Annotated in this window: 15 protein-coding genes; 11 read left to right on the forward strand and 4 right to left on the reverse strand. The window is 63.5% G+C overall.

Annotated elements, in window-relative coordinates; genetic code table 11:
- Nucleotides 1-19 precede the first annotated feature (19 nt).
- The 5 genes from bglX (at nt 20) to RIN49_RS04550 (ending at nt 8,219) form a co-directional block, all read left to right on the forward strand.
- Nucleotides 20-2,545 (forward strand): beta-glucosidase BglX, encoded by a 2,526-nt coding sequence (gene bglX / locus RIN49_RS04530; RefSeq protein WP_309118978.1) that lies wholly within the window; start codon nt 20-22, stop codon nt 2,543-2,545.
- Nucleotides 2,546-2,601: 56 nt separating this feature from the next.
- A complete protein-coding gene (locus tag RIN49_RS04535) occupies nt 2,602-4,824 on the forward strand; it encodes a beta-glucosidase family protein (RefSeq protein ID WP_309119226.1) in 2,223 nt (740 codons plus the stop codon).
- Nucleotides 4,825-4,852: 28 nt separating this feature from the next.
- A complete protein-coding gene (locus tag RIN49_RS04540; RefSeq protein ID WP_309118979.1) occupies nt 4,853-5,779 on the forward strand; it encodes an alpha/beta hydrolase in 927 nt (308 codons plus the stop codon).
- Between the two features lie 12 nt (nt 5,780-5,791).
- Nucleotides 5,792-7,735: a beta-N-acetylhexosaminidase gene (locus tag RIN49_RS04545; RefSeq protein ID WP_309118980.1), complete on the forward strand. Its 1,944-nt coding sequence runs from the start codon at nt 5,792-5,794 to the stop codon at nt 7,733-7,735.
- Between the two features lie 106 nt (nt 7,736-7,841).
- Complete coding sequence (locus tag RIN49_RS04550) at nt 7,842-8,219, forward strand: hypothetical protein (protein ID WP_309118981.1); 378 nt, start codon at nt 7,842-7,844, stop codon at nt 8,217-8,219.
- 286 nt (nt 8,220-8,505) lie between these two features.
- On the opposite strand, the gene RIN49_RS04555 is transcribed toward RIN49_RS04550, so the two are convergent.
- Together RIN49_RS04555 and RIN49_RS04560 are read right to left on the reverse strand one after the other, a co-directional pair.
- The gene (locus RIN49_RS04555) at nt 8,506-9,417 is read right to left on the reverse strand and encodes an exopolyphosphatase (RefSeq protein WP_309118982.1); all 912 of its coding nucleotides are present in this window, start codon (nt 9,415-9,417) and stop codon (nt 8,506-8,508) included.
- A 130-nt stretch (nt 9,418-9,547) separates the two neighbouring features.
- On the reverse strand, nt 9,548-10,837 hold the full coding sequence (locus RIN49_RS04560) for a BaiN/RdsA family NAD(P)/FAD-dependent oxidoreductase (RefSeq protein ID WP_309118983.1): 1,290 nt from the start codon (nt 10,835-10,837) through the stop codon (nt 9,548-9,550).
- A gap of 116 nt (nt 10,838-10,953) precedes the next feature.
- On the opposite strand from RIN49_RS04560, the gene RIN49_RS04565 reads away from it, so the two are divergent.
- The 3 genes from RIN49_RS04565 to RIN49_RS04575 all read left to right on the forward strand — a co-directional run bounded on the left by RIN49_RS04565 (nt 10,954) and on the right by RIN49_RS04575 (nt 12,046).
- Nucleotides 10,954-11,085, forward strand: a complete 132-nt coding sequence (locus tag RIN49_RS04565; RefSeq protein WP_309118984.1) for a hypothetical protein — start codon at nt 10,954-10,956, stop codon at nt 11,083-11,085.
- Between the two features lie 13 nt (nt 11,086-11,098).
- Nucleotides 11,099-11,527: a DUF3905 domain-containing protein gene (locus RIN49_RS04570; RefSeq protein ID WP_375295208.1), complete on the forward strand. Its 429-nt coding sequence runs from the start codon at nt 11,099-11,101 to the stop codon at nt 11,525-11,527.
- A gap of 84 nt (nt 11,528-11,611) precedes the next feature.
- The gene (locus RIN49_RS04575) at nt 11,612-12,046 is read left to right on the forward strand and encodes a BrxA/BrxB family bacilliredoxin (RefSeq protein ID WP_138197664.1); all 435 of its coding nucleotides are present in this window, start codon (nt 11,612-11,614) and stop codon (nt 12,044-12,046) included.
- 59 nt (nt 12,047-12,105) lie between these two features.
- Here the strand turns inward: RIN49_RS04575 and RIN49_RS04580 are convergent, their stop codons facing one another.
- Nucleotides 12,106-12,807, reverse strand: a complete 702-nt coding sequence (locus tag RIN49_RS04580) for a tyrosine-protein phosphatase (protein WP_309118985.1) — start codon at nt 12,805-12,807, stop codon at nt 12,106-12,108.
- Between the two features lie 174 nt (nt 12,808-12,981).
- On the opposite strand from RIN49_RS04580, the gene nadE reads away from it, so the two are divergent.
- Complete coding sequence (nadE, locus tag RIN49_RS04585) at nt 12,982-13,794, forward strand: ammonia-dependent NAD(+) synthetase (RefSeq protein ID WP_309118986.1); 813 nt, start codon at nt 12,982-12,984, stop codon at nt 13,792-13,794.
- A 110-nt stretch (nt 13,795-13,904) separates the two neighbouring features.
- Here the strand turns inward: nadE and RIN49_RS04590 are convergent, their stop codons facing one another.
- Complete coding sequence (locus tag RIN49_RS04590; protein WP_309118987.1) at nt 13,905-14,744, reverse strand: aminoglycoside adenylyltransferase domain-containing protein; 840 nt, start codon at nt 14,742-14,744, stop codon at nt 13,905-13,907.
- 95 nt (nt 14,745-14,839) lie between these two features.
- Between RIN49_RS04590 and acpS the strand changes: the two genes are divergently transcribed.
- Together acpS and RIN49_RS04600 are read left to right on the forward strand one after the other, a co-directional pair.
- A complete protein-coding gene (gene acpS, locus RIN49_RS04595; RefSeq protein ID WP_309118988.1) occupies nt 14,840-15,223 on the forward strand; it encodes a holo-ACP synthase in 384 nt (127 codons plus the stop codon).
- Between the two features lie 94 nt (nt 15,224-15,317).
- Nucleotides 15,318-15,920, forward strand: a complete 603-nt coding sequence (locus tag RIN49_RS04600) for a hypothetical protein (RefSeq protein WP_309118989.1) — start codon at nt 15,318-15,320, stop codon at nt 15,918-15,920.
- The last annotated feature ends 5 nt before the right edge of the window (nt 15,921-15,925 follow it).

Genomic DNA, 15,925 nt, shown 5'->3' on the forward strand with positions numbered 1-15,925 from the left:
CGGACATGGAGGGGATTCGATGATTGGGAACTGGCATGCGATCGTAGCTACGCCGCTAATGGAGCTGAAGATCAAATTCAAAATTTCGAAGAAAGCCGGCTTTACGCTCGATATCGCGACGGAACCGCTGGCGATTCCGATCGCGATCGATTCGCTGGCCGTGAACGGGAACGAGCTGCGCGGCGTCGGGAAAGCGTTCTGGAAGCCGGGCGAGAGCATCGTCGCGGAGCTGGCGTTCGAGGATGACCGATTCGCCGGAGCGCTTTACTTGCCGGGACTGGGGAAGCTGCCGTTGGAAGGCGCCCGCGGTCAAGGTCCATCGTTATCGGAGGCGTTGGTCGAGCGGATCGAGCCTTACCGGAGATCGGGCGTAAGCGAGCGGAAGGACGAAGACATTCGGGACGCGGTGGAGGCGCTGCTGTCGCGCCTGACGCTGGAGGAGAAGGTCGGGCAGATGTTCCAGGTTCCGGCGTCGCACTTCTCGTTCGGCGGCGCGGTGATGACGGATCCGCCGGAGAAGCTGATCGCGGAAGGAAGAGCGGGTTCCGTGCTCGGCGCCTTCGACGCGAATCGCGTCTTCGAGCTGCAGAAGATCGCCGTCGAACAATCGCCGCACGGCATCCCGCTGCTCTTCAACGCGGACGTTATCCACGGTTCGCAGACGATCTTTCCGATTCCGCTCGCCTGGTCTTGCAGCTGGGATCTCGAAGCGATTCGGGAAGCGTGCGCGATCGCGGCGAAGGAGGCGAGCGCGTCGGGCACGGTCTATAATCACGGCCCGATGATCGATATTAGCCGGGACCCGCGCTGGGGACGCGTGTCCGAAGGCGCCGGCGAGGATCCGTACCTGGGTTCCCTGATCGCGAAAGCGCAAGTGGAAGGCTTCCAAGGCGACTCCCTATTCGATCCGGAGACGATCGTCGCCTGCTTGAAGCACTTCGTCGGATACGGCGCCGCGGAGGGCGGACGAGACTACAATACGGTCGATCTATCCGAAGCGACGCTGCGCAACGTATATTTGCCCCCGTTCCAAGCGGGGCTTCGGGCTGGGGCGGGGTCGGTGATGAACGGCTTCAATCTGTACCAAGGCGTGCCGGCGGCGGCGAACGCCGCGCTCATGAAGGAGCTGCTGCGCGACGAGCTTGGCTTCGACGGCGTCTTGATCTCGGATTACGGCGCGGTAGAGGAGATCGTCGTTCACGGCCATGCCGAGGACGCGTCGGATGCGGCGAAGAAAGCGGTCGACGCCGGGATGGATATCGAGATGGCGACCCGATCCTTCGAATGCTTGCCGCGGCTCGTGAGGGAAGGGAAGCTTTCCGAAGGGCAGATCGACGATGCCGTCCGGCGCATCCTCACCCTCAAATACAAGCTGGGGCTCATGGACGATCCGTTCCGTTACATTCGGCCGGAGGCGGAAGCGCAATGGCACTTCCATCCGGATCACGTGAAGGCCAGCCTGGAGCTTGCGCGCAAGTCGATCGTGCTGCTTAAGAACGACGGAACGCTGCCGCTGTCGAAGGGCCGAGGGAAGGTTGCGCTCATCGGGCCGTTCGCGGACAGCAGAGACTTGCTGGGGCCGTGGCAATTTACTCGATACGGGCTGGAGACGGTCACGCTGTACGAAGGGCTGCGGGAGAAGGGCTATTCCGATGAGAGCCTGTTGTTTGCGCCGGGCTGCGGCGTGAACGGTAGAATCGAAGGCGGGATCGAAGAAGCGGTGAGACAGGCGGAACGGTCGGATCTGGTCATCCTGGCGCTCGGCGAGAGCAGCGATATGTCCGGGGAAGCCGCTTCCCGCATGAGCATCGAGCTGCCCGAGGCGCAGCTGCGGTTAATGGAAGCCGTCGCCGCGACCGGCAAGCCGATCGCGCTCGTGCTGACGAACGGCCGGCCGCTCGCATTGGCGCGAGTCGAACGACACGCGAACGCCATTCTGGAGACGTGGTTCCTCGGCTCGCAGGCGGGACGCGCGATCGCCGACGCGCTGACGGGAGAGATCAATCCGTCCGGCAAGCTGACGATGAGCTTTCCGGCGCATACGGGCCAAATCCCGGTTTATTACAATCACTTCCGCACCGGCAGGCCGTTAACGGAAGCGAACCGGGATCAGAAGTTCCTCTCCAAATATTTGGACGGTCCGAACGAGCCGCTGTACCCTTTCGGCTTCGGGTTAAGCTACACCCGCTTCGAATATTCGGAGATCGCGCTGGACCGGGATTCCTTCGCCGTCGGCGAAGAACTGTCGGTGTCCGTAACGGTCGCGAACGCCGGCCGGGTCGCGGGGGAAGAAATCGTACAGTTGTACATTCAGGATCGCTGCGGCAGCATCGTTCGCCCGGTGAAGGAGCTGAAGGGGTTCCGCAAGGAGCGGCTCGCAGCGGGCGAAAGCCGGGAGATCGTATTCCGGATTACGGTCGAAGATCTGACTTTCTGGACGCCTAGCGCCGGATATACGGCGGAGCCGGGCGCGTTCGTCGCGTTCATAGGGTCGAACAGCAGAGACGTGCAGTCGGCGGAATTTCGATTCGTCGGCGGCGAATAACGGGGAGGAAACCGAAAGTGAGTGAACAGCGGGACATCAAGCGATTGATCGCGTTAATGACTTTGGAAGAAAAGGCGAGCCTCTGTACCGGGCGCGATACATGGCATACGCAAGGCATCGAACGGCTGGGCATCCCGTCCGTCATGATGACGGACGGTCCGCACGGCCTGCGGAAGCAGCGGGCGGCAACCGATCATCTCGGCTTGTTCGACAGCGTGCCGGCCACCTGCTTCCCGTCGGCGGCGGGCGTCGCGAGCTCTTGGAACCGGGAGCTGATCGAAGCGATGGGCCGGGCGCTCGGCGAGGAATCCCAAGCGGAAAACGTGGCGGTGCTGCTCGGCCCGGGGGCCAATATCAAGCGTTCGCCGCTGTGCGGGCGAAATTTCGAGTACTTTTCCGAGGATCCGTACTTGTCTTCGGAGATGGCCGCCTACCATATCATGGGCGTGCAGAGCCAAGGCGTCGGCGCTTCGCTGAAGCATTATGCCGCCAACAATCAGGAACACCGCCGGATGACCTCGGATTCCGTCGTCGACGAGCGAACGCTGCGCGAAATCTACTTGGCGAGCTTCGAGGGGGCGGTGAAGAAGGCGCAGCCGTGGACGGTGATGTGCGCGTACAACAAAGTCAACGGTACGTACGCGGCCGAGAATGAATGGCTTCTGACGGACGTGCTGAAGAACGAATGGGGCCACGAAGGGTTCGTCGTCTCGGACTGGGGCGCGGTGAACGATCGGGTCGCGAGCTTGGCGGCGGGCTTGGAGCTCGAGATGCCTCACGAAGGCGAAGGCGCGCGACGTATCGTCGATGCCGTGAAGGACGGACGATTGGCCGAAGAGACGTTGGATGCTGCCGTGGAACGACTGCTGACCGTCGTGTTCCGAGCCGTCGATCGGCGGAAGCGGGACGCATCTTACGACCCTGACGCGCATCATCGGTTGGCCCGACAAGTCGCGGTCGAGAGCATGGTGCTGTTGAAGAACGAGGATGCTGTTCTGCCGCTTCCCCGCGGCGAGCGCATCGCCGTGATCGGGGAGTTGGCCGCGGTCCCGCGCTATCAAGGCAGCGGCAGCTCTCAGATTCAACCGACCCGGCTGGACGATATCGTCGAGGAGCTGTCCGCTTCGGCGGGGCCGGACGCTCGAGTCGTCTATTCGCAAGGCTACAGGCTAAGCGGGGACGACGTCGACGAAGCGTTGACGGCGGAAGCGCTGCGGGCGTCGGGGGAAGCGTCGGTCGCGGTCGTCTTCGCCGGACTGCCGAAGCGGTACGAGTCGGAAGGCTTCGACCGGGGGCATATGCGCATGCCGGCCAATCAGATCGCGCTGATCGAGGCGGTGGCGGCCGTTCAGCCGAATCTCGTCGTCGTGCTCTGTAACGGAGCACCGATCGAGATGCCGTGGCTCGGGAAAGCCAAAGCCGTGCTGGAGGCGTATTTGGGCGGCCAAGCGCTCGGAGGAGCGGTCGCGGACCTGTTGTTCGGCGACGCGAATCCATCGGGGAAGCTCGCCGAGACGTTCCCGGTCCAACTGAGCGATAACCCGTCCTACTTGAACTTCCCGGGCGAAGGCGATCGGGTCGAATACCGAGAAGGGCTGTTCGTCGGCTATCGCTATTACGACAAGAAACAGCTGAAGCCGCTGTTTCCGTTCGGTCATGGCCTCAGCTATACGACCTTCGCGTATTCGGGGCTATCGGTGGATCGGAAGGAGCTCACCGATCGAGACGCGCTGCACGTGTCAGTGAACGTGAAGAACACCGGAGAGCGCGCCGGCAAGGAAGTCGTGCAGCTCTATGTCCGGGACGTCGAGAGCAGCGTCATTCGACCGCTCAAGGAGCTTAGAGGGTTCGAGAAGGTGTCGCTCGCGCCGGGCGAAGAGAAGACGGTCGTCTTCCGGTTAGATATGCGGAGCTTCGCCTATTACGACGTCGACGAGAAGCGGTGGACGGTGGAGACGGGGGACTTCGACATCATGATCGGCCGGTCGTCGCAAGCGATCGAGCTGACCGAGACGGTGACCGTCCGCTCCACGGACGTCCGCAAGCTGGTCTATCACCGCAACTCGACCGTGGCCGACTTGCTGCGGACGGAGCGCGGCGCCGCCTTCGTCCGGAAGCTGCGCGAGCTGCTGCCGTTCGGCGCCGCCGCGGGGGAAGAGCATAAGGAGATGCTGGAGGCCTTCAAACAGAGCGTGCCGCTTCGCGGGCTCGTCTCGCTCAGCGGCGGACGATTTACCGAGCGCGACTTGTCGGAGCTGCTCGCGCATCTGAACGAGTGACGGGCACCCGAGGGAGAGGAGGGGCGCCATGGGTTATTTCGTTAGGCGGAAGATGATGCAGAGCTGGGCGGCGGTCCGGAAGGAAGACGAAGCCCGGATCGCCCGGCAGACGCCGACGCCGGGCGTGGCGGCGGACGCGAACCTCGCGTACGTCGACGACGGCGATCCGATGCATCTGCTGGATGTGTACTACCCTAGCGGAACGACGGGGCTCTTGCCGACGATCGTGGACATTCACGGGGGCGGCTGGATGCACGGCGATAAGGACCTTCATAAGCATTACGGGTTATCCTTGGCCGCGCGCGGCTTCGCCGTCGTAAATACGAGTTACCGCCTGCTGCCGCGCACCGACTTGCGCGGGCAGGTGCAGGATATTTTCGCCGTGCTCCATTGGTTGGAGCGGCACGGCGCCGAGCATCATTGCGATCTTAGCCGCTTCTATATTTGCGGCGATTCGGCCGGCGGCCACTTGACAGGGCTGACCGCCTGCGTGCAGCTCAGCCGCGAACTGCAAGCGGCCTACGGCGTACGGCCGGCCGGGCTAGAGATCAAGGCGATCGGGATCGGGCACGGCATGTGCGAGCTGTCGGATTTCCAACGCGTCAGTAGAGCCTTGGGCGCCGGGGATAAGCTCTACAAAGAAATGTATAAAATGTTTTTCGGCAGAAAGCCGGAGCGCGCCGCGTGGTACGGAAAGGCCAGCTTTACGGAAACCGCCGAAGGACTGCGTCCGCCCCCCGTTTTCCTCGTCAGCAGCGAAGTCGATCCGCTGCACAAAGCGCACTCGGCGAGGCTGGCGGCGTATCTGAAGGAGCGGAATCTCCCGTATCGCACGAAATTTTGGACGAAGGCGCAGGGCGAGCATCTCGGTCATGTGTTCCATGTCTCCAATCCGGAGTGGCCGGAGAGCCAAGAGACGAACCGGGAGATGCTGTCCTTCTTCTTACAATATTAAGGAGGGATTCGATTGACCGCCCTAAGCTTCATCTACCCGCAGCCGCGAAGCTTTGTTCCCCTAGAAGGCTCGTCCGCGCTATCCGCCCGTTTCATCGTTCGCCCGAGCGGGGGCGAGGCCGAGCGGCTGGCGGACGTCGTAGACGTCGAACGGCGCTGTACCGCGGCCGCCGCCGGATGGCTTGCGGAAGGCCTTATCTCCGAGACCGCGACGGTCGTGAAGCTGGAGCATAAGCCGGGGCTTCACCCGCAAGGCTATGCGCTCGAGTGGAGCGCATCCGGACTTCGGATCGCGTTCGGCGCGGAAGCCGGCCTGCATTACGCGCTCGTGACGTTCGAGCAATTGGCGAAGCGGCAAGGTCCCGAATGGGAACACTTCCGGATCGAGGACGAACCGGATTTCCCGGTGCGGGGCGCGATGCTCGACATCGGACGGAACAAAATCCCGAAGCCGGAGACGCTCTACGCGCTCGTCGACCGATTGGCCGAGCTGAAGATCAATCATCTTCAGCTGTACATGGAAGGCTTCTGCTTCGATTACGAAAAGTACGCCGCGTCCTTCCCCGAGGCCACGCCGATCCGCGCGGCCGAATTTCGCGAGCTGGATTCGTACGCGAAGAAGCGGTATATCGACCTCGTGCCGAACCAGAATTGTCTCGGCCATATGGGACCTTGGCTCGCGAAGCCCGAGTTTCGAGATTTGGCCGAGCATCCCGACGGCATCCCGACTCCGATTCCGCTGCCGTTCGCCCTGCCGCCGACGACGATGAACCCGGCGGACGAACGTTCCGCGGCGCTCGCGAACGATTTGTTCGACGAGCTGCTGCCGAACTTCTCTTCCGCATATGTAAATATTAACCTGGACGAGCCGTTCGGCCTCGGTACGGGGAGGAGCCGAGCGGAAGCCGAACGCATCGGCGTCGGCGAGCTGTATCTCGCTTACGCGGAGCGGATGTTCGAGGCGGTGCGTCGCCACGGCAAGAAGCCCTTGCTGTGGGGCGACGTGCTCGCGCGCCATCCCGAGCTGCTGACGCGGCTGCCGGCCGACGTCACCGTGCTGCATTGGAATTACGACGCGCCTGTCCCGTTCGAGCCTCATTGCAGGCGCCTTCGGGAGAGCGGCGTTCGGTATTACGTATGCCCCGGGACGAGCAGTTGGAATTCCATCGGGGGACGCACGGACAATATGCTCGGGAATATCGCCGACGCGGCGAGGGCGGGCAAGGCGTACGGGGCGGACGGTCTGATCGTGACCGACTGGGGCGACGGCGGACATTGGCAGTCGCCGGCCGTCAGCTACCCTGGATTCGCCTACGCGGCCGGCGTAAGCTGGCAGACGGAGGCGAATCTGCATCGGCCGGAGGCGCTTGCCGATCATGTATCGTCGCGAATGCTGTCGGACCGAAGCGGGATCGGCGGCTCCTTCCTGCTGGAGCTGGGCCGCTACTATCATCTCGAGCGGAGCACGTTGGACAATATGACGTATACGCATTACTTGCTCGGCCGCGGATACGCCGATCGAGCGAAGCTGGAGCAAGACGCCTCGATCATGATCCAAGTATTGGAATGGATCGGAGGCAGCGGTACGCCTTTCCGCGTGGATTATCGGTACGCAGAGATGGAGCTGTGGCTGCAAGCGCGCGCCGAGGAGCTGCGCCGGCTCGACCTCGTCGGACTGGACGCCGAGCCTCAGAAGGACGAACTCGCGAACGCGCTCCGCCTCGTCGAGCTCGGCGCCGGACTTCATCGGTACATCTACATGCAGGATTTGCCGGACAAGGCGGCCGAGATCGCGTGGCTCGAACGGCTTCGCGCGCTGTTGGAGAAGACGATCGCGGAGTTCGCGCGGCTGTGGCTGGCGCGCAACCGCGCAGGCGGGCTGGCCGCCAGCATGGCGCCGTTCGAGAAGCTGCTCGGCCAGCTCGGGGAACGGCTTCGTGCGCTGGAAGAAGGATAACGCGAGGGGCGTCCGTCCGTTGGGAAAATTTCCGGGTGAATGCGCTCGAACCGGGACATACTGAATGGTATCGCAAACTCCCCGTTCGAAAGGATGGAATCACCCTATGCGCGAGCCGACGATCCGGCTGCAATTCCGCAATCATGAAGCGGCGTACGATGCGTTCGAAACGCTGCAGGAGCTCGGGTACCGGCCGGAGCTCGCCTCCGACGACTGCGGCCCCGAGCTCGACATTCATATCGAAAATACCGACGTTCAATCCGCGCTCGAAATCGCGCACGCGTTCGGCGGCCACCTGCTGGAGCGCGGCGCCAAGCGGCCGGAGCGGATCGACTTCGATCCGAACGACGTCTCCATCCCGGCGCATGCCGTGACGGAGGATTTCTCCGAGCGGTACATGAGCGGCGCGAGCGACGACTTCCTCGGCGACGAATACGACGTCGTGCGCGAGATGCAGGAGGGCTACCGCGACAGCGTGCACTGAACCCGGGCCGCGAACGAAACAAGGCCGCTTCCTCGATCGATGCGAGGGGCGGCCTTTCGTTTACGGTTCGCAAGGCTTTGGAATAAGGAACACGATTGTTCCCTATTTTCGCCGCGAAAAGCCAGAAAGGGAGAATAGGGAACAGGGAAGTTCCCTATCGACCGTGGAAACGGGCCGAAACGTCCTTTTCCAGTGAAATAGGGAAGATTGTTGTTCGCTATTCGTGCAAATCACTGGGCTGTAACGAAAATAGGGAAGTTTGCTGTTCTCTATGTAAGAGGCCGAGTTAGGCGTTCATCGCTGCGATCAAGTCCTTCAGCACGGTCTCCGCGTCCGCGTAGTCGATCTGGCACGTGCCCGCCGCCTTGTGGCCGCCGCCGCCGTGCTTCAGCATGAGCGCGCCGATATCGACGCTCGCCGTTCGGTTGACGATGCTGTGGCCGCAGGCGAAGACGCAGTTCTGCTTGTTCCGTCCGTCGACGATCCAAATCGAGACGTTCTGCTCCGGATAGAGCGCGTACACCATGAATCGGTTGCCCGGGTAGATCGTCTCTACGTCGCGGAGGTCGGTCACGATGACGTTACCCTCCGTTCGCGTGTACGTCGCGACCATGTCGCGGAACTGCGCATCGAGCTCGAAATAGCGCGCAACGCGTTCCTTCACGTCCGGGAGCTCCATAATTTGCTCGACCGGCATCGTCGCGCAATGGTCGACGAGGTCTTCCATCAGCTGATAGTTGCTGATCCGGTAGTCGCGGAAGCGGCCGAGGCCCGTGCGCGCGTCCATGATGAACGAAAGCAGGTCCCAGCCCTTCGGGTTCAAGATGTCTTCCGCCGAAAATTGCGCCGCGTCCGCCTTGTCGACGCCGGCCATAATGTCGTCCAGCTCGGGACCGAACTTCTCCCGCCCGCCGTAGTAGTCGTACACGACGCGCGCCGCGCTCGGCGCCACGCGGGACTCGCCTTTGTATTCCACGTCCGGCTGCATGCGGGCGAGCTCGCTCGAGTGGTGGTCGAACCAGAGACCGACGCCCGGCACGTACGGCAGGTTCGCCAAAATATCGTTTTCGTTCACTTCAACCAGACCGTCTTGTACGTCCTTCGGATGCACGAACTTCATCTCGTCCACCATGCCGAGCTTCTTGAACAGCATGGCGCAGACCAATCCGTCGAAATCGGAGCGCGTAATCAACCGCATATGCAAGAACACCTTCCAATACGAAAATAGTTCGAACGAACTATCTATTCGAGGCGTTGGGTTGGAATTCCTGCCGTCGTCTTTTGGCGCGCGCGAAAAGTAAGCAGCCGAGCGGGAAGCGGTTTCCCGCCTATGTCCCCGAGCGGGACAGGGCCGCCGCTTCCGCCGCGCTCTTGCCCGCCGTGTACCCCGTCGCGAACGCCGCCGTAATGTTGTAGCCGCCCGTGTATCCATGAATGTCGAGAATTTCGCCGCAAAAAAACAGGCCCGCGGTCAGCTTCGATTCCATCGTCTTCGGGTCGATCTCCTTCAGGTTCACGCCGCCGCCGGTGACGAACGCTTCCTCGATCGACAGCGTGCCGGACGCCCACAGCTCGAATCGCTTGCACGAATCGACGAACGTCTGGAGCGCCGCCTTCGGAATCTGATCCGCCTGCGCGTCTTCGGCGATGCCGGCCCGCGCCAGCAAGAACAGCAGCAATCGCTCCTGCAGCAGCGAACGAAAGGCGTTCTTCGCCGCCTTCTTCCCCTCTTCGCGCACGAGAGAGGCTACGCGGTCCCGCAGCGCGTCGCCGCTCTCGCCCGGAAACAGGTCGATGCTCATCAGCACGTGCTTCGCGTCGAATTTCTTCCGCGCCTTCACGACGAACTGGCTGCAGCGCAGCGCCGCCGGTCCGGAGATGCCGAAGTGGGTGAAGATCATATCCCCGTCATGCGTAACGATCCGCTTCCCCTTCGGGTCCCACACGGTCAGCTCGATGTCGCGCAGGGAGATGCCTTGCAGCGTCTTCTCGCGAATGAACGGCTCGCTCGAGGTGATCGGCACCTCGGTCGGGTACAGCTCGGTGATCGAATGCCCGGCGTCCTCCGCCCATGCGTACCCGTCGCCGGTCGAGCCCGTATGGGGCACGCTCTTCCCGCCGGTGGCGATGACGACGGCGCGCGCGCCGAACCGCTCCCCGTTCCGCAGCCGCACCCCGGCGACCCGCCCGTCCGCGTATTCGACGCGGTCGACCGGCGCATGCACGCGAATGTCGACGCCTAAGCTCCGCACCTTGCCGACGAGCGCGTCGACGACCGTCTTCGCCTTGTCGCTGACCGGGAACATGCGCCCGCGGTCTTCCTCCTTGAGCCGGATGCCGAGCTCCTCGAAGAACGCCATAATGTCGCGATTACTGAAGTGATGGAACGCGCTGTATAGAAACCGTCCGTTGCCGGGAATATGCTTCACGATCGTGTCGAGGTCGCCCGCGTTCGTTACGTTGCAGCGGCCGCCCCCCGAGATGCCGAGCTTGCGTCCGAGCTTGTCCCCCTTATCGATGAGCAGCGTCCTTGCGCCGTGCGTCGCCGCGGACACGGCGGACATCAGCCCCGACGGTCCGCCGCCGATGACGATGCAATCGTATGCGTCGATAGTCATTCCTTTTTCCGCCCCTTGATATTGCCTGATTGCGAATAGTATACCACGTCCGGCATGTTCAACCGCAAAGCGGCGAATACTAACGGTCGACAATAACGGAAGGAGTGAACGACGCAATGGCGAACGGCGGAAAAAAGGGCGACTCGTGGGCGCAGCGAAATCACGAGAAACAAAACGCGCGCGGCAGCGAGGACAAGGTGCCCGGCATCGACAAGAAGCTGAACGGACCGAACCGCCCGGCGGAATAAGGGAGGGATCGTCGTGACGAAAAGAAAGAAATCGAAGGCGGACAACGATACGCCCGAGCAGGTGATCGAATCGCTCGGCGATCCGGCGCTCGATCCGTACGAGATCGAATTCGCTCCGGAGCATCGGGAAGGCCGCGGCCCGCGAAGCGCGTTCGTGAACGAGCACGGCGTCGTGATCGGCGATCACGACTACGAGTCCCCGCAGTCGCCGCTGGAGAACTGGTCCAAAAACACCGATCCGACGGTCATGGCGGGTGAAGAGTGGGTGCATCCGTACAAGGACGTCGGCTTTCACACCGAGGAGAATCGGGACTATTTCGAAAAGGGCGTTCCGCCCAAAGGCGGCATCTACATGCATCCGACGATCGACGTTGCGTATCCTTACAATCTTGAGGACGAAACCGCGGACGCTTCCGACGCCCCGGCTCCGCGCAAGAAATAACGACAATGCGCCGGGGCCGTGGTATAATAAACTTGGCTAACGCCAATGTTAACATATACCATGTAAGGGAGCGTGAACATTGCCATGTCGATTACGTTCGAGATGTACATGAACGACTACATTCAACCGATGCGCGACGAATTGACGCGTCTGGGCATTACGGAGCTTCGCACGCCGGAAGACGTAGAGCAGGCGTTCAACGATATGAAGGGGACGGCGCTCGTCGTCGTCAACTCGGTATGCGGCTGCGCCGCCGGCAACGCCCGTCCGGGCGTCGCGCGCGCGCTGCAGGCCGGTCCGAAGCCGGATCACCTGTATACGGTGTTCGCGGGTCAAGATAAGGAAGCGACCGCGAAGGCGCGCGAATATTTCGCGCCGTACCCGCCGTCTTCCCCGTCCATCGCCTTGATGAAGGACGGCGAACTCGTGTTCTTCATCGAGCGCCACGAGATCGAAGACCGCAACGCGGAGCAGATCGGCGACAAGCTTGCCGGCGCGTTCGAGCACTACTGCAAATAACGCACAAGAAAACCCCCTTCCGACGAAGGGGGTTTTCTTGTGCATGCGGGCGAATGGCGTTAGATCGCCGCCATGCGCTCGCGAATCGCGTCGGCGGCGGCCGCGCCGGCCCGGGCCGCGACCGCGTCGAAGCCGAGCGCCAGTATGGGCTTGCGCGTGACGTTATGCGCGTCCGTCGCCAAGGTGTGGACCTGGCCGCGGTCGACGAGCCGGGCGGCGAACGCCTTCGCGTCGGGCCCGTTGTTGCCGATCAGGCTGTCGACGGACACCTGCGTCCAGACGACGCCCGTCTCGATCATGCGGTCGAGCAGCGAGGGCTCCTCCCGGAAGAACGCGTGGCGCTCCGGATGCGCGAGAACGGCCGTCGTGCCGCGCGCGCGCAGCGTCTCCAGCACGTCCCACGTATCCGGGCTGAAGCCCGCCCATGGCTCCTCCAGCAGGAGGAAGGCGGGATTGTCGCCGAGGAAGCAGCATCGCTCGTTCCGGAGCGTCTCTTCGACGAAGGCGGCGCTTTCGAGAACGAGCTCGTTGCCGCAGCGGATGCGAAGGTCGATGCCGAGCCGGTCGAGCTCGGCCTGGAGCAGGGCGGCCTTGGGGCGAACGATGTCGGCATACACCTTCCAATAGTTGCCGAGATGCGGCGTGGCGACGATCGTCCGGATGCCGTCTTCCGCGGCGATGCGGGCCATGGCGACGGCCATGTCCATGTCTTTCGCGCCGTCGTCGACGCCAGGCAAAATATGGCAATGGATATCGATCATATGCGATTGTCCCCTTCCCGGAAGCCTGCTGCAAGTCATTATTACCATGGTAGCAAAGCGCAGGGGAAAAATCATTAAGGAATATCGGCACTTTCCTTAGACGGACTTGCATTGGAATTTGCTTCGAGGAACGAGTACAATCGTTGGTAATATCGTACGCGAGGAGTGGGACGGATGAGCAAGCAGCAAGACATTATCGCCGCGTTGGGCGTAAAGCCGGAGATCGACGTCGATGCGGAAATTCGGCGCCGCGTGGATTTCTTGAAGGAATACGTTCGAAAGTCGGGCACGACGGGGCTGCTCATCGCGATCAGCGGGGGAATCGACTCCGCGGTGGCCGCGGGGCTGTGCAAGCGGGCGACGGACGAGCTGCGCGAAGAGACCGGACAGGACTACCGGACGATCGGCGTGCTGCAGCCGTACGGGGAGCAGCCGGACATCGCGGACAGCCGTTCGGTCGTCGACGCGTTCGGTCTCGCGGGCTCCGCCGTCGAGATGAACATCGAGGAAGCGGTGGACGAGATCGCGCTCGAGACCGAGTACGCGCTCAAGGAGCTCGGCATTCATCGGCACGTCAGCAAGGAGGGCAAAGGCAACGCGAAGGCGCGCACCCGAATGGTCATGCAGTACGCGCTTGCGTTCGAGATGAACCTGCTCGTCGTCGGCACCGACCACGCGTCGGAAGCGATCACCGGCTTCTTCACGAAGTACGGCGACGGCGCCGTCGACATTACGCCGCTCAGCACGCTGAACAAGCGGCAGGTGCGCGCGCTCGCGCGGGCGCTCGGCGTGCCGCAGCCGATCCTGGACAAGGCGCCGACCGCGGGCCTGTGGGACGGCCAGACGGACGAGGGCGAGCTCGGCATCTCGTACGAGGCGAACTCGGATTACCTCGAAGGCAAGCCGATCGACGACGCGATCCGCGCCAAGCTCGAGCGGCAATACGACAAGACCGCGCACAAGCGGCTGCCGATCCCCGGCATCTAGGGGACGGCGCGCCTGCAGTCCGGCGTTCCCAAGCGGGGGCGCCGGGCTGTTTTTGTTGCGGGCAGCGGATCGTCGGAGTTCCTTCGACTGCGGCGCTCCGGGGGCCCGGCTTAGACCTCGAGTCGCGCCCGGCAGGCGCGGAGGAACGCTTGCAGCGGCTCCACGTCGAAGTGGAGCGACTCCCTAGGCTCGGTCCGCCGATACAGCTTCAGCGCGTCCGCGACGACCTCGATGTGCAGCGGCATCGCGGACATGCCCCATACGCCGGCTTCCTCTTTGGAAAGCACCGCGCCGTCGGCGACGAAGCGGAGCACGCGAAGCCAATTGAGCACATAATACACCGGCTGCTTCGATACGTCGCGGAACGGCACGTCCACGTCGGCGACGATCGCCGCCCGGTAGTCCGCGTCCGGCACCGCGGGGAACGTCTCCGCGATCGGGCGTCCCCACAGCGACACGCCCCGCTCCCGGACGACGCGCACATGCGCCGCCAGGTCGGGATCGAGCGCCCCCGCGAACGCCGCGAGCGCCCCCAGACGGTCCAGCGCCGCCGAAGACGGCGGCCGCTCGACCGCCCCGTCTCCGCCTTCGGCGAGCGCCGCCTCGAACGACCCGCGCCACCCTTCGCTGTAATGGAACGCGAACGGGCACGGATGCCGCCACGGGTGCAAGTCGGCAAGCTTGCATATATGCAGCTCGATCGGATGCGGCGCGCCCGACAGGCCCAGCAGCTCCGTCGCGATCATGGCCTTCGCGGCCGCGGGCACCTCTCCGTCGTACACGGCGACGAGATCCAGATCGCTGCGCTCCGGCTGGAACGATCCCATCGCGAGAGATCCGTGCAAGTAGACGCCGACGAGCGGCGCCCCCAACGTCTCCCTCAGCGATCGTACGATCGCCTCTACTTGAATCCTCGCCGCTTCCGGCGCCGGCAATGGTTCGTATGCCATCGAGACCCCTCCGTTTCTAATCGTATTTTCGCATATTCGGTTATTTTCCGGTACACTGGAAGCAACTATTCAAGCAAGCGAGGCGCGAATTGCGGATGATTATCGGAGTCGGAACGGATATCGTCGGAACGGATCGGATCGGGAAGCTGCTCCGCGGGGCGCGGGGAGAAGCGTTCTTACGGAGAGTGCTGTCGGACGCGGAACGGGCGTATTTATCGAGCAAGAGCCTTCCCCCGGCGCGAGCCGTCGAGTTCGTCGCGGGCCGATGGGCGGCGAAGGAGGCGGTGTCGAAGGCGCTCGGCTGCGGGATCGGCGCCGATCTCGCCTTCCACGACATCGAGGTGATGCCCGACAAGCGCGGCAAGCCTTGCTGCACCGTCGCGCGCGACGTCGCGGCAGGACTCCGGCTGCACTTGTCGATCTCGCATGCGGACGGGTGGGCGACCGCCTTCGCGGTGGCGGAGCGGGAAGAAACCTAGACTCGAGTCGCGGGAGCGTTCATGCCGCAGCCCGTTCCTCCGGACCCCTGGCGGGAGTAGGCTTATACTATTAAGTCTGTATGGGGGGATCAAGTTGACGGAGGCAGGAGTCACGTTCGGGACCCTATGCGGGATCGCGTCGCTCTTCGTATGGGGAGCGGCGGCGATTTCGGCGAGCCGCTTGCTTCGGGCGCCTGTCCGAAGCGTCCTGAGGCGGCGCGCGGGGCGCACGGCCGGCGCGGTAATCGTCGGCGCGCTGCTGGTCGGCGTCGAAGGGAGCGTGCGCGTCGCCCTGCGGGCGGCGGAGTCCGGGACATGGCGGATCGAGGACGCGATGCTGGCGGCCGCCGCGGCGGCGTGCATCGCCGGACTGCGGTCGGTTCCGCGGCTGCTCGCGGTGTCGAGGTACTCGTACGACAGCGTTAAAGAGGAACGCTCCGCCGCTTCGGACCCGAGGACGGTGGTTCCGATCCAGGCGGCCGCCGTCCTCTGCGCGTTAAGCTTCTATGTAACTTGGTCCGAGGGCGGCTTGCTCTCCGCGGCAACGGCCGGGGTCGCAGCGACGGGCGCCCTGTGGGCGGCGCAGCGGCGCCGCCATGCCGCCGCGCGGCGCGACGGCTGGAAGCGGCCGAAGCCGCTGCGTCTTCGCCTGCGCTCGGGCGCCGCAAGGGTGCGCGCCTCGACCGGCTGGAACTAACGAGC

Origin of the sequence: Paenibacillus sp., from assembly GCF_031177825.1 — a bacterium.
Taxonomy (GTDB): domain Bacteria; phylum Bacillota; class Bacilli; order Paenibacillales; family YIM-B00363; genus Paenibacillus_AE.